This window comes from Aquirufa beregesia (assembly GCF_011090385.1).
GTDB classification, from domain to species: domain Bacteria; phylum Bacteroidota; class Bacteroidia; order Cytophagales; family Spirosomataceae; genus Aquirufa; species Aquirufa beregesia.
The window spans coordinates 15,684-30,881 of the sequence record NZ_SEWW01000013.1 but is presented as its reverse complement, the minus strand read 5'-3'; the positions used below and the strand labels follow the sequence as shown (position 1 = coordinate 30,881).

At 37.9% G+C, this 15,198-nt stretch carries 9 protein-coding genes and 1 tRNA gene; 6 read left to right on the top strand and 4 right to left on the bottom strand.

The genetic code is table 11. The annotated features are described in order from the left end of the window. Positions 1–166: 166 nt before the first annotated feature. From EWU23_RS13580 to EWU23_RS13570, 3 genes are all read left to right on the top strand, one after another. Entirely contained in the window at positions 167–565 is a 399-nt protein-coding gene (locus tag EWU23_RS13580; RefSeq protein ID WP_166233131.1) for a transposase, read from the top strand. Positions 566–663: 98 nt separating this feature from the next. Further along, positions 664–1,125, top strand: coding sequence for a DDE-type integrase/transposase/recombinase (locus tag EWU23_RS13575; RefSeq protein ID WP_166233128.1), 462 nt, complete (start codon positions 664–666; stop codon positions 1,123–1,125). Between the two features lie 30 nt (positions 1,126–1,155). Next, complete coding sequence (locus tag EWU23_RS13570) at positions 1,156–1,431, top strand: integrase core domain-containing protein (RefSeq protein ID WP_166233126.1); 276 nt, start codon at positions 1,156–1,158, stop codon at positions 1,429–1,431. A gap of 442 nt (positions 1,432–1,873) precedes the next feature. On the opposite strand, the gene EWU23_RS13565 is transcribed toward EWU23_RS13570, so the two are convergent. From EWU23_RS13565 to EWU23_RS13555, 3 genes are all read right to left on the bottom strand, one after another. After that, on the bottom strand, positions 1,874–2,593 hold the full coding sequence (locus EWU23_RS13565; RefSeq protein ID WP_166233124.1) for a hypothetical protein: 720 nt from the start codon (positions 2,591–2,593) through the stop codon (positions 1,874–1,876). A 56-nt stretch (positions 2,594–2,649) separates the two neighbouring features. Then, a complete protein-coding gene (locus EWU23_RS13560; protein WP_166233122.1) occupies positions 2,650–3,660 on the bottom strand; it encodes a DUF3644 domain-containing protein in 1,011 nt (336 codons plus the stop codon). A 361-nt stretch (positions 3,661–4,021) separates the two neighbouring features. Further along, positions 4,022–6,394 carry a heavy metal translocating P-type ATPase gene (locus EWU23_RS13555; RefSeq protein ID WP_166233120.1) on the bottom strand — a complete coding sequence of 791 codons (2,373 nt, stop codon included), beginning with the start codon at positions 6,392–6,394 and terminating at the stop codon, positions 4,022–4,024. 1,711 nt (positions 6,395–8,105) lie between these two features. Here EWU23_RS13555 and EWU23_RS13550 point away from each other — a divergent pair. The 3 genes from EWU23_RS13550 to EWU23_RS13540 all read left to right on the top strand — a co-directional run bounded on the left by EWU23_RS13550 (position 8,106) and on the right by EWU23_RS13540 (position 10,798). Continuing rightward, positions 8,106–8,177: transfer RNA gene (locus EWU23_RS13550), tRNA-Arg, on the top strand. Between the two features lie 60 nt (positions 8,178–8,237). After that, the gene (locus EWU23_RS13545; protein ID WP_166233119.1) at positions 8,238–9,848 is read left to right on the top strand and encodes a DUF5060 domain-containing protein; all 1,611 of its coding nucleotides are present in this window, start codon (positions 8,238–8,240) and stop codon (positions 9,846–9,848) included. A gap of 110 nt (positions 9,849–9,958) precedes the next feature. After that, positions 9,959–10,798, top strand: coding sequence for a metallophosphoesterase family protein (locus tag EWU23_RS13540; RefSeq protein WP_166233117.1), 840 nt, complete (start codon positions 9,959–9,961; stop codon positions 10,796–10,798). Positions 10,799–11,003: 205 nt separating this feature from the next. Here the strand turns inward: EWU23_RS13540 and EWU23_RS13535 are convergent, their stop codons facing one another. Then, positions 11,004–15,164: a T9SS type B sorting domain-containing protein gene (locus EWU23_RS13535; protein ID WP_166233115.1), complete on the bottom strand. Its 4,161-nt coding sequence runs from the start codon at positions 15,162–15,164 to the stop codon at positions 11,004–11,006. Between the last annotated feature and the right edge of the window lie 34 nt (positions 15,165–15,198).

The window sequence follows — 15,198 nt, the reverse complement described above, 5'->3', positions numbered from 1 at the left end:
CTATAAATACCTTGTGATAGTTCTTCTAATACTTGTTGTTTGAAACTCTCACTGTAACGATAAATCCTCTTAATTTTAAGCATAAGTATTCAGTTTGTAACTGTCTACTTTTTTCAGGACGGGACAGTACGTCCCTGATATATGTTGACCACAAAAGTCAAAATATATGAAAGCGAATTTACATCAAATCAGGAAAACTCGTTGTTACTCGGAAACATTTAAAAGAGAAATCGTGAGTATGTTTGAGTCTGGGAAGTTTAGTGTTCCCCAGTTAGAGAAATTATATAAGATTTCTAATCCAACCATCTACAATTGGATTTATAAATTTTCTACCTTTAACCAAAAGGGTTATCGAGTTATAGAACATAAGGCAAGTAGTATGTCAAAATTAAAGGACCTTGAGCTGAAAGTCAAACAGTTAGAACAGACGATCGGTCAGAAGCAAATTAAGATTGATTATCTTGAAAAGATGATTGATATTGCCAAGCTTGAATTAAAAGTTGATATCAAAAAAAACTTCAACACCTCACAATCGACTGGTTTCGAGACAATCAAGGAAAAATAAAATTTTCTTTAAATCAGCTTTATCAAGAAATTGGGATTAGTAAGCAAGCGGTAAATCAATATGCTAAAAGACAATTAACATATGATAAATCTATTCAATTGCTTTTAGTTGAAGCTGAGGAGTTAAGAAAGGAACATCCTGGTTGTGGGGTTGAAAAGATGTATCATACACTAAAACCTGATTTCATTGGTAGAGATAGATTTATCGATGTCTTTATGGATTTAGGTTTTAGATTGAAAACAAAAAAGAATTATAAACGGACAACTTATCCTGCATCTGTTCATTATTCGAATTTGATAAAAGGAATGGAAGTAATGGCGCCGTCAATTATTTGGCAATCTGATATCACATATATTTATGTGAAGCAGGAAGAGAAGTTCTATTACGCAGTCTTTATCATTGATGTTTACACCAAAAAAATAGTGGGACATCAACTTTCAAATAGTATGAGAGCTGATGCAAATGTTAAAGCAATGGAAATGGCTTTAAAAAACAATAAAGCACCCAAAATACATCATTCTGACAGAGGAGCTCAATATATTTATAAGCCATATATATAGTTATTAAAAGCTAATAAATGTAAAATCTCTATGGCTATTTCTGCTCAAGACAATGCATATGCTGAACGAATAAATAGAACCATTAAAGAGGAATACTTAGACCACTGGAAACCTAAAAATTATGAACAATTAAAAAAGTGTGTTGATAAAGCAGTTTATCAATACAATAACAAAAGACCACATAATAATAATGGAAAATTAAGCCCTGTAAGTTTTGAAGAAAGTTGGAATAATAATAAGTTCTTTTCAAAACCAAGATTTACTATTTTTAACAATGAAAAATTATTAGAAACCGGTCAACTCTAATCAGGGAAGTACATGAATTGTTGAAGCTTACATTCTTCTCCAAGCCTCGCTTATGAATATCTCGCAGAAAAGCCTAGAATTCATCTTCAGTCTTCAATTGCTTTAAGAAAGCATCGATTAATGAATCTTTGTATCCATTCCCATCTTAATAAGTATTTAAATGTAAAAAAAATATAGAAGGCCAAAACCAACACTATTTTCTACTGACACACTTTTAGAAGTGGTGCCATTTTTTTCTGTACTTCTACTTGTAGATAATTTCTTAAAACTCCAACTTGGGCACTTATTTATATTTTCTTTGGTGTCAAAAAGGAGCGTTTAAAAATGCATATAAGAGACTTCCCCTCGAAATAATGTTCATTCTTAATAGGTGAATTACATATTGAAATTTTGAATCCACATTAATTTGCAACCATCTAGAAAACTTAAATAGTATTTAATGCTATTTTAAAACGATATTTTTAATTATTCCAGAGCCTCTTGCTCTAATCGTTAAAACCTTATCATATTGCCAACCATGAGCACTGTATGCATCCTGAACAATTTTGGGTAAATAAATATTTAAACGAAGCAAACCGTAATTATTAATGGCAACCACTGGTACTCCCATTTCTTCGTCATCTGCTAGCGATTGAGGTAATGAGATATTAGGTTCAAAGCGAAGCCATTTTTCCTTTGTACTTGTTTTATTTTTACTAAGTACACTTATTCTAGCATAAAATATAAGTCTTGGTTCTGCTTTGTATGTAATGGATAACCGACTTGCTTTGAGAGCACTTGCTTTAATATTCCAATCCAAAGGTTCAGTATCATAATCTGCCTTTATATTCAAAACTCTTCCTTGAAATCCGTCATTTTCTTGATTAAGTTTTGGCTTCCCTATAGAAATTACAGTATTCAATATATTTGTATCTCCAGTATCCAAGCCTATGATTTCAAGTTTTTTTCTAAAGAAAAGCATAAAATAAATACATACATTAAAAATAAATGTACTTCCAACAAAGAGCATTCTCCAAATATCTCTCTTACACGTAACGATTTCAAGATTTAATGGCTCAAGGATTGTCCAAATTACACTATAAACCGCAAACCAAAGTGTAAAAAAGGCAAGTGTTCTTTGCCATAAACCTTGATTTATTCTCTCTATTAAATTCTCAAACATATTTTAAGGTTTTGAATTATTTATACCGTTTTTAGGATTGGTGAAGGTGGCAATTTTTACGACAAATGTTGATGTGAATATGTGTTTGTCGTTCTATTTTTCTTTGTGTAATTTTTGTCTAGCTCTTGTAAAATGTTAGTGCTATAATAGGGTTTTTTATTAGACTTCGGATTCTCGGGATCTAATTGTCTAATATAACACAACTTGTCATTTGACTTTATTATTTTCATTAAAGTATTAAATTTTTTATCTTGCTTAAAATCAGAGAATCTTTCTTTTGCTGTTTCTATAAGTTTTTTTGTGTCCATAGGAAACTTTATTCTAATATCTTCCTCTGAAATTGTAATTGGAATTCCGTCTTGTGCATATTTAACTCCTATTGAATCAAAACTATTTGATTTAGTAAATTGAATTTCAATAGAAATTGCAATTGTGTATTCATCATCAGTTGTCTCATTTACTTTATTCTTTACAAAGTCAATATATTTTTGGACTGCTTCTGTTGTAATTGAACTTGCTTCAACTTTAGAATCAACATATGCAAGTGGCATCAAATAAAAATTATAATTACATAAGTCAATTTCTATTTTCCAATATTTTATAATGTTCATATAATTCTTAATACAAGCAAAACCAAGTTCTTGTAATTCCTTAGAGATTTCCTTTTCATTATGAAAATGAATAGCATTGTCTCTTAACTCTACTAATGCCTCAATACTATTTTTTAAGTTTTCACTTATTGGAGTTCCTTTTTCTTCAATTTTTTTTATTACATCAAAAAGTCCAATAGTCATTGGGTTTTTTGCTCTATTTAGTTTTGTTTTTTTTCTAATTGATTTTTCACCGTTCAATTTTAAAATAGATTCCTTGATATAAAGATTGTCAATCTTATAACGGCACTTTTTAAGAAGAAATGCTTTTAATATTAACTCCCAAGCATTTATTGCTAATATTGCGAAAGTTTCTTCACGATAGAAAAAATTCGGCTTATTATAAATCTCTATAGCAGATAACATAGAGTTTATAGATTTATCCAATAAACTTCTATATGTCTTATTGACTTTCATTATATTTTGTCCTAGAGGTGTTCGGAAACAAAAAGGTGTATCATATACTTATTTATACCACCCTTTTACCTAATCTACCCATTCCACACTAATCTCCTTCATCATCTAGTTTTCGAGCATATAACTCCTTGTCAAGCAAAGTTCAAATTCACTTAAATCATCATTAAACAGGCTCAATATAAAAAACGGGGAAGGTTTGTTCTGTAATTTAAATTAGGATTATTGTTGTAAACAAATGTTCAATTTCAAAAGTTGCACCGAATATTCAACTAAAATCATTGATCCATAGTTATGCAGAACTTTGGAAAATGTCAGACAATAACAATTTAGAAATCATTTTAAAAAAATTCTACATTCTACATTATAACGCTTTCCCCCTCAACCTCAAGGAATTCGAAATCACTGACACGGAGCTGAAGCTCATGGCTAGGGCGGCGAGCATTGGGGATAAAAGCATGCCAAAGAATGGATACAAGACTCCTGCGGCAATGGGGATACCCAGTACATTGTAACCCAAGGCAAAGAATAAGTTTTCTTTGATGTTTCGGATGACCATCTGACTTAGTTTTCTGGCCTTAGCAATATCCCGTAAATCTCCCTTGATTAAAGTTATTTCGGCACTTTCTATGGCTACATCGGTGCCTGTACCCATAGCTATGCCAATATCTGCCTGAGATAAAGCCGGGGCGTCATTGATTCCATCTCCTGCCATAGCTACTTTTTTACCTTCGGCCTGTAAGCGCACTATTTCATCCAGTTTAGACTGTGGCAACATCTGGGCTTTCCACGCATCCAAACCCAATTTCTTACCTACTAAATCCGCTGTTTCTTGGTTGTCGCCCGTTAGCATAATCACTTGTAATCCTTCAGACTGCAAGTCTAGGATGGCTTGTTGACTCGACTCTTTGATTTTATCACTAATCACCAAGGCTACTTGCGCCTCTTTTTCATCTGCAAAATAAGATATTGTTTTGCCCTGTTTTTGCTCCGCCAACACTTGCTTAAACAAATCTACAGGAATATTGATACCTCGCTCTTCCATCAGTTTTTGATTACCAATGGCATAGGTCTTTCCTGCTATTTGCCCCAAAACTCCTTTGCCCAAAATAGCTTCAAATTGGTTTACTTGGACAGGACTAATCCCTAAATTCTTGGCAAAAACCACACTAGCTTTGGCCAATGGATGCTCGCTCAAAATATTCAGAGAAAGGATTTTCTGCCAAACATCTTTTTCGATAATCTCTTCCGAACTGACCAACATTTTCTCCAAGGAAGGTTTCCCTTCTGTCACGGTACCTGTCTTGTCAATAATCACCACATTCACCTCTGCCAATTTCTCCAAAGCCTCTGCATTCTTAATCAAAATCCCGTTTTGAGCCCCCTTCCCTACTCCAACCATCACCGACATCGGTGTGGCCAGTCCCAGCGCACATGGACAAGCGATAATCAAGACCGCAATGGCATTGACAAAGGCAAAAGTATAGGCATTTTCATCGGCCAACAGAGCCCAAGCTATAAAAGTAAGCAACGAAGAAAGTACCACTGCAGGCACAAAATAAGAAGAAATAGTATCTGCCATTTTTTGGATAGGTGCTTTGGAACTACTAGCCTGATGAACCAAATCGATGATTTGTGCCAATAATGTTTCCGCTCCCACCTTATCTGTTTGTAAGACAAAACTGGTATTCCCATTGATGGAACCTGCCCGTACGATATCTCCTACTTGCTTGTCGACAGGTATCGGCTCTCCAGAAATCATGGACTCATCAATGGAGGCATGTCCTTCCTGAATATGCCCGTCGACCGGAATCTTCTCGCCAGGTTTTACCCGTATCAAATCAAGTTTTTGTATTTGGTCAATTGACACAATCATTTCCTTGCCATCCCGCAAAAGAGTCGCCTCGTTTGGCACTAATTTCAATAATTCCCGAATGGCGGCATTGGTCTTGCCATGGGCGCGGGCCTCAAGGACTTGTCCCAAAAGCACTAAGGTTAAAATCACGGTAGCCGCTTCAAAATACACATAGACCGTTCCGTGGTGGGAGTGAAACTGATGCGGAAAAATAGAAGGAAAAAACAACGCAATCATCGAAAATAACCAGGCCGCTCCAGCTCCAATACCTATCAGCGTAAACATATTAAAATGCCGACTTATCAAGGATTGCCAAGCACGTTCAAAGAACATCCATGTGGCATAAAAGACCACAGGGATTGACAAGACTAATTCCACCCAATTCCAAGTCGTCATGGTAGCCCATTGGAACAAAGAATTCCCAGGAATCATGTCCGTCATGGAAATGATGAAAATGGGTAAGGTGAAAGCGATAGCTATTTTTAGTTTGAACAGTAGCTTTTGATAGGTACTATTTTCATCCTCTGTGCTGCCCGCTTGAGCGACTAAATCCATACCACAAACAGGGCAAGAACCGGGTTTATCGTAGGTTTTATCTCCTTCACAATGCATGGGGCAATAGTACAAAGCCCCTTGAATGGCGACAGGTTTAGGTTTAGCCAACATAGGTTGGGGACTTTGCCCGATGTGGTAATTGCCCCCACTGGCTTTCAGCGCTTTTTCAAAGACCTCGGTGGGGATATGATGCTCCATCTCGATGGTCGCTTCTGCTTTTTCGAGGTTGACGGTAGCCACTGCCCCTTCAACGGTATTCAGTGCTTTTTCAACGTGGCTCCGGCAGCCTTGACAAGTCATTCCGGATATGGGATAGGTGTGTTTCATGACAATGAAAAATGTAGAATAAATTGTAAAATAATAAAACAAAAATCAGGTACTAAGCATTCAAATATAAGCAAGAATTTTGCGGTAAAAAGATAAATCAAAAAAGCTACTTACCAATCTTTCGTTGGGATTAACCTTGCAATGTAGAATGTAGAATTTTTTCGAAAGTGAATACCGTCGTTCAGCTCCAGCGAAATGTGATGAACGCAGCGGTAGACGGGGTTTTGACCTCAGCATGGACGATGCGGGTCGGCGTCAAAAATATAGGCGCTAGCGGAGTGTATCACGGTTCCGCAAATCGGAATTCGCCTTGGCTGGGCGACAAAAATGAAGTTTTTTTGTTTCTTTTTTTTCAAAAAAAGAAATGCCTTGGGAAATGATGAAATGGGAAATGGTGAATTATAAATGGGTTAATATTCAGTTTTCTTTATTTCAATGACATTTTTGGATTAAAACGTTCTTAGGATTTTCTTTTTTTTTATAAAAAAAGAAACAAAAAAAACAGAAGAAATACGGTTAATCCTAAGATGAATTCCGCTCCGCGGAACCGATTGTCTCTCCGCTTACGGCTTTAATCTTTGACGCTTTCGCACATGGCCTATGCGCAGGGTCAAATATCCGCCTGCCGCTTCGCTCAAGCTTCGTTCCAATCTTTCGTTGGGATTAACCTTCTAAATAGGGCTTAGTTTTTAGGTATTAGTGTTTAGAATGTAGAATGATCCATTCATCATTTACCATTTCCTTTCCGCCTGCCGCTTCGCTCAAGCTTCGTTCCAATCTTTCGTTGGATTAACCTTGCAATGTAGAATGTAGAATTGTTTCGAAAGTGGATACCGTCGTTCGGCTCCAGCGAAATGTGATGAACGCAGCGGTAGACGGGGTTTTGACCTCAGCATAGGCGATGCGGGTCGGCGTCAAAAATATAGGCGATAGCGGAGTGTATCACGGTTCCGCGAAGCGGAATTCGCCTTGGCTGGGCGACAAAAAATGAAGTTTTTTTGTTTCTTTTTTTTCAAAAAAAGAAATGCCTTGGGAAATGATGTTCCGTAAAATTGAATAGTTTAATGATTCATTTACTAACTGCATTTTTTTACTAATACTTTCTTTGGTCTTTCTTTTTTTTCATAAAAAAAGAAACAAAAAAAACAGAAGAAATACGGTTAATCCTAAGACGAATTCCGCTCCGCGGAACCGATTGTCTCTCCGCTTACGGCTTTAATCTTTGACGCTTTCGCACATGGCCTATACGCATGTCAAATATCCGCCTGCCGCTTCGCTCAAGCTTCGTTCCAATCTTTCGTTGGGATTAACTATGCAATGTAGAATGTAAAATTGACCATTCCCCATTTATAAATTATAACCTATAATTTATAATTTCATTGTGGCCCCAGCGGGAATCGAGTCGAACGCGACCCCGGCACATCAAACGTTTAGGAAATTAAATTGCTTTGAATAAAGAAATGAAACATTCCCCATTTATAAATTATAACCTATAATTTATAATTTCATTGTGGCCCCAGCGGGAATCGAGTCGAACGCGACCCCGGCACATCAAACGTTTAGGAAAAATATTTGATTGGATGGAGAGATTTTCATAGAGATAGGTTTTTGCCCTGGTAAAAGATGAATCAAAGCTACAAGATTAGGAAGCACCTCATCAAATATTATCAAGATTTTTGTTCTAAAATGATTAATTTGCAAGCCTAATTTTGGCGCCATAGTTCAACGGATAGAATAGACGTTTCCTAAACGTTAGATGTGGGTTCGATTCCCGCTGGGGCCACAATGAAATTATAAATTATAGGTTGTAATTTATAAATGGGATAAAGGTACAATCCAGTTGATGAAAAAATCATTTCTTTTAGGTATTAGCTTTCTTTTTAGCCTTTCATTTGGACTATTAGCTCAAGAGAAAATAGAACGCTGGAATCGTATAGAATTATCCTATCATGCCGCATTTCAAGGAAATGGATATCAAGATGTGGAATTCAAGGCCATATTTGTTCATCGAGATACAACGCTGACCGTTTCTGGTTTTTATGATGGTCATCAAAACTTCAAACTTCGATTCATGCCTACCCGATTGGGAACATGGAAATATACCACCCAAAGCAATGTACCCGGATTAGCCCAAAAAACTGGGACATTGGAGTGCATTACCCCTTCTGCTCAAAATCACGGTTTGGTAGGTACACAAAGTTCTCTACATTTTAGCTATGCCGATGGCAAAGTATATTATCCCTTTGGAACCACTGCTTATGCTTGGAACCACATGGGTACGGAATTGCAGCAATTGACGTTGACCTCCTTACAAAAATCAGGGTTCAACAAAATCAGGATGTGCATTTTTCCCAAAAACTATGATTTGGTTAAAGAAGAACCTAGTCTTTATCCTTTTGTCCTACAAGAAACCAAACGGGATGCCCAAGGAAATGAAGTGAAAGTTTGGGATTATACTCAGTTTAATCCCGTATTTTTTCGGCAATTAGAAAAACAAATTGATGCTTTGCAAAGCATGGGAATCGAAGCGGATTTGATACTTTTTCATCCCTACGACAAAGGACGATGGGGATTTGATGCCATGCCCAAAGAAGTCAACATTCGCTATATTCGGTATCTATTGGCTCGCATCTCATCCTTTAGAAACGTGTGGTGGTCCATGGCCAATGAATGGGATTATGTGAAATCAAAAACAGTGGCCGATTGGGATGAATTGACGAAAACAGTAGTCAATTCTGACCCATACCGCCATTTATGTTCCATTCATGGAGCTACTGCCACCTATTACGACTATTGGAAACCTGAATTTACCCACGTGAGCGTTCAAGATGAATCGCCCGTACAAAGTCCCAATTCAGCCGCCATGTTGCGAAATGTCTATCATAAGCCCGTAGTTTTGGACGAAGTTGGCTATGAAGGTAATCTTAAGTCGCGCTGGGGCCGTTACAGTCCAGAAACCATGACTCATTTGATATGGAACGGGGTCATGGGAGGCACCTACGTGACCCATGGAGAATCCTATATGTTCAAGGATCATCGAGACACCATATTTTGGGCCAAGGGTGGACGATTTGTCGGGGACAGTTGGAAAAGAGTAGCTTTTTTAAGGCAAATCTTGGAAGAAGGGCCCGGGCCCATGAGTTTGTCGGATGTGTCTCGTGACAATATTACCTCTTCGGGTGGCAAGGGCAATTATTTAGTCTATTTTGGCAAACAAATGCAAGAATACTGGATGTTTAATTTGCCAATCAACAATGGATCCTTTGGTAAATTGACAGCAGGAACTCGTTTTCGGGTAGATGTCATTGATACCTATGGTATGACGATACAGACTTTGCCAGAGATATTTGAGACAGGAAAAGACAATGATTATCGCTTTTACGACAAAGATTGGAAGAAAATCCGATTGCCAGAAAAGCCCTATTTGGCATTAAGAATTAGGGAAATCCGATAATTGAAGCAGGAATAAGCTTCTATTTTTTTATTAAGAAAGGATTAAGATTCTATGGTCAGGACTATATTTTAGCTAAAAAAAGATAAATTAGGTCCTCAATCTAAACCTCTATGTCAAAAAAAGAACATCTATCCCTGAGCAGAAGAAGTTTCATTCAACAAGTTTCTTTTGCCTCCATATTTCTCCTTTCTGGACAAGTCAAGGCATTAAGTCCTGCTGAAGTCGAGGCTTTTCGCAAGAAAGTAAAATTGCGTTTTATCGTTGCCTCTGACATCCATTATGGTCAGCCTAACACAGCTTTTGAAGAAATGTTGGACAAGGCCATTGCGCAGATTAACCAGTTCCACTCAGAAAATCCTCTGGATTTTTGTGTCATGAATGGAGATATCGTTCACGATGATAAGTCCTGGATGTCTAAGGCGAAACAAAAAATTGATGGGCTAAAGATGCCTTATTATGTCACCCGAGGCAATCATGATTTAGTGAGTCCTGAATACTGGAAGGACATTTGGGGGACTCCCCTGAATCATCAGGTGGTACATAAAAAAGTGGGAATCTTGTTGGGAGATACATCCAATGAGCAAGGCAAGTACCTCTGTCCTGATTTAACTTGGTTGAAAGAGCAATTAGAGGCGTATAAAAAGCAAAAGCAAGTCTTATTGTTTTTGCATATCCCACAGGCCAAATGGACCAAGCATGGCATTGACCATCCTGAGTTTTTTGATTTGTTAAAAAACTACCCCAACGTGAAGGCCACATTTCATGGACATGAGCATGATCAAGATGGGGTAAAAATGATGAATAATACCCCGTTTTTATTTGATTCCCATATTGGAGGGAATTGGGGAACTCCGTATAAAGGCTACCGTGTGGGAGAAGTATTAAATGATGGTACTTTAATCACGTATATGATGAATCCTGAAGTGAAAATGGAGGAGTTAACCTTCTAAACGCCAGGATTAAACCGTGTATTCACGTGAGAAATTGGCGAAACTCCTAACGCTGTCAGGGTTTGGAACCCTGACAGCGTTGCGGAAACAGGTTTAATCAGCCGTTTAACGATTGAGATTTCAATTAAATTGTCCAAGAAATTGATAATCGATTTTGGGAGAAAATAAAAAGGGAGCAGTTCAATCTAGCTCCCTTTTTATTTGATTACTTTAAGTTCAGTCTATTAACATACAAATAGGATTGAATAGCTGGTTTCAAACCAGCAAAATCAACGATATAATAATAGACTCCGTCGGGAACAAAGGGGCCACTATTTGACTGCCCGCTGACATAATTCAATTCTCCTCCCCAATCATTTTTATAATTATCAGATTCAAAAATGATAGACCCTGCCCTATTAAATACTGTGATATGGTGTTTTGGCAAACTTAATAAACCAGGAATAATCAATTTGTCATTCTTCCCATCTCCATTGGGTGAAATCCCCTGAGGAGCAAATGGCTCACAAACATCTTTATCCTGCATATTACTAATACCATCTTGATCACAATCCTCTAAACCTCCGTAATTGATATCCAATTCTAGGATATCAATGATGCCATCCCCGTCATTATCTACATCTCGGTAATCCGGTATACCATTTTTATCGGTATCCAAAGGATTATTGCTATCTGGACCTAATTCAGTGGCATCTAGCAATCCATTATTATCAGAATCTACATCTTGATAATCAAGAATTCCATCTCGATCCGAATCCATTGGTTTGGCCGGATCTGGACCCGCTTCAATCTTGTCAGGAATCAAATCATTGTCGGAATCCGTATCTCGATAATCGGGCAAAGTATCTCGATCGGTATCAACCGGGCGAGTAAAATCAGCCCCAGCTTCCCAGTGATCGATTATGGTATCATTATCCGAATCCAAGTCGATATAATCCGCCAAGCCGTCTTTATCTGTATCAAGGGGTTTCGACAAATCGGCTCCACCCTCCAATTTGTCCAACATACCATCATTGTCTGAATCGGCATCTCGGTAATTGGCTAAGCCATCCTTATCCGTATCAAGGGGATTGTTACTATCAATTCCAACTTCCAAAGAATCTAATAAGCCATCGTTGTCTGCATCTGTATCCCAATAGTCGGCTTTACCATCTCTGTCGGAATCCATTGGTTTAGCCGGATTAGAGCCTGCTTCTATTTTATCTACAATGCTATCATTATCAGAATCTAAATCAATGAAATCGGCTTTATTATCTCCATCTGAATCCACAGGTTTGTTCGGATTTTGACCTGCTTCCAAGGTATCCGAAATCCCGTCATTGTCGGAATCCGTATCTCTAAAATCCCATATCCCATCCCCATCTGAATCTAGGGGTTTCGTCACATCTGTTCCTACTTCTACTTGATCAGGAATGGTATCCGAGTCAGAATCGGTATCCACATAATCTCGTTTTCCGTCCAAATCCGTATCCACAGGAATAGAAGGGTCAATTCCTGCTTCCAATTTATCCGAAATAGTATCATTGTCTGAATCTAGATCCAAATGATCTAAGATGCCATCACTATCTGAATCCAAAGGTTTTGTCGTATTGGCTCCTATTTCAATTTTATCTAATATGGAGTCATTATCTGAATCGGTATCCCTAAAATCCATGATTCCGTCACCATCTGTATCTAAAGGATTAGTAACATCTTTTCCTGCCTCCACAGTATCTGTTAATCCATCACCATCGCTATCCGAATCTTGAAAATCAGCTATTCCATCAGCATCTGAATCCAAAGGTTTGGCTGGACTAGGGCCTGCCTCTATTTTATCCGAAATCAAATCATTATCTGAATCCATATCTTCAAAATCTGCCTTCCCATCCTTATCTGTATCCATAGGTTTTGAACAAGAAATAGCTTCTACACTATCCCACATACCATCATTATCCGAATCTAAATCCCTAAAATTAGGTAACTCATCTCCGTCTATATCCGCTCCCAATTCCACCGCATCTAGGATACAATCATTATCAGAATCTAAGTCTAAAAAATCAGAACTACCATCCTTATCCGTGTCAATCACTAGCACATATTGACCTCGATCATCCCAACCATCACTTTGATCATCTTTTAACGTAGTACAAGTGGCACATTTATTCTTTCCTTCCCAAGCATCAGGAATAGTGTCTCCATCAGAATCTGCATCCAAATAATTGGCGACACCATCCTCATCATTATCCACATTTCTTTCATCTTGATCACCTAACCAATCTCCATCCGAATCCAAGTCTCTGTAATTAGGAAATGAATCTTTATCTGGGTCAGCTGTTCCTTCGCTTCGATCTGAAATTCCATCGTTATCAGAATCCGTGTCCAAATAATCTTTTTTCCCATCGCGGTCTGTATCAGGTAATGGCAAAGCTTTGCCGCCAAATGCTGTCTCCAAAATATCGGCTAACCCATTGCCATTAATATCGGTAAAGACTCCATTAATATCCATTTTCCCATCATAATTTTGATCTACATTCCCTCGGGCATTATCGCTAGCCTCCCAAACATCCATCAATCCATCGCCATCAGAATCGGAGTCAATATAATTGGGGATTCCATCTCCATCCGTGTCTTGTTCTCCTTCTATGGCATCTGGGATACCATCATTGTCTGAATCGATATCCAAATAATTGGCTTGTCGATCGCCATCCGTATCGATATTTCTTTCTATGGAATCGTTTATACCGTCATTATCTGAATCGGTATCTTTGGAATTCATACGTCCATCCCCATCAAAATCGGCACAGGTACCTAACAAAGAAGATGTTCCAAAGCATTCCATCGAATTAGGAATCCCATCACCATCATCATCGGCAAAAGCTGTTTCAATGATTTGACTTGTACCCGTAGGGCCTGTATTTGCTCTAAAAGTAAATGTACCTGAACCTTCTGCACCTAGGTAGATCATACCTAAGGCTGTCAAATTAGCCACACCGTTGACAAAATCTGAAGCAGAGGATAATTTATTTCCTCCTGATAATCCAGATATACTTCCTGACAAAGAAGTTGTAGCTGTTACATTATTGGTTGCGGCATTGAAAGAAGTAACCGTATTGCTATATAGGTCTTGAGCTGTTAGGGTATTGATACCAGAAAATGTTCTTTCACTTTGCTGTGGATTACTAATCAGTACTTCCAATTTATTTAAGGTTCCAGAATTAACTGTTACCGTTAAATTCCCAGACCCAGTAGAACTAATTGTTCCATCAGTAACAGAAATAGTAGGTGTTTCCACTTTAAATAAAGTCATATTGGTGGTCACTGTACCTCCTGAGAATGTCAAATTAGTATTTGTTCCAAAATTGAAAGTAGATACACGAGGAACGTTGCCGGCAATAGCCGTGCTGGCTCCAGAGAACAATAAGGATTTGATGCCTGCATACTCATTTGAATTATTTCCATACGTATCAAGCGCATTCACCGTAATAGATGAACTAGTACCAGCCGTTCTAGAAGTAGTCCCAGTAATGGTAAATTTTACAGCATTTCCTCCCCGAATGTTAGCAGGAATTGCACCAATGACTGATAAATCTGCATTTCGAATTAAAATATTTCCGGAAGCATTGGTAGTACCAGAATATTTAATTCCAATAGCTTGCAAATCAGCCACTCCATTAACAAAATCCGTGACTCTATTTAAGGTATTTCCACCATATCCCAGGGTAAATGTACCTGCTGCATAATTATTGTTTCCAATGATGGTCAAAGGTGTTGCTGCGGCATTAAAGTTCGTGATGACATTAGCATAAGTATCTTGTGCTGTAACGGTATAAGTACCTGTAAAATTTTTATCGACAATTTGATCTGGGTTGGACAAGGTCTGATCAAATCGCCCCAAAGACCCAAAGCCAACCACCACACTTAATCCATCAGCTCCAGTAGAAGACAGCGTTCCATCTGAAACCTGAATGGTGGCTGTTTCTGCACGAAATAAATTCAAAGAGGCGGTGGCCACACCATTTGTAAAAGTAAGGCTCGTACTGGTACCAAAAGCAGTTGAATTAACCTTAGGAGTGTCCCCTAAAGTAGAATTATTGGCTCCTGAAAATATTAAATCATAAATTCCCGCATAAGTATTATCTGTCAGCCCCCCTCCATCTACCGCAGTAATCGTAATCGTTTGAGAAACACCTGCTGTCTGTGTCCCTGAACCTGTAATTTTATATTTAACCGCAGCAGCCATTCTTTCTGAAGCCTGACTTTGCCATGGCAACAAAAGTAAAGCTAGGAACAGTCCTAAAAAAAATGAAAGGTATTGGAAATGTGTAACACCCGATTTACTAGCAAAGGATTTCTCCTGCTGAAATACAACAGCTTTAGAACACAACATACAAGGAATCAGTTTATAAATTAAGATCAACAGT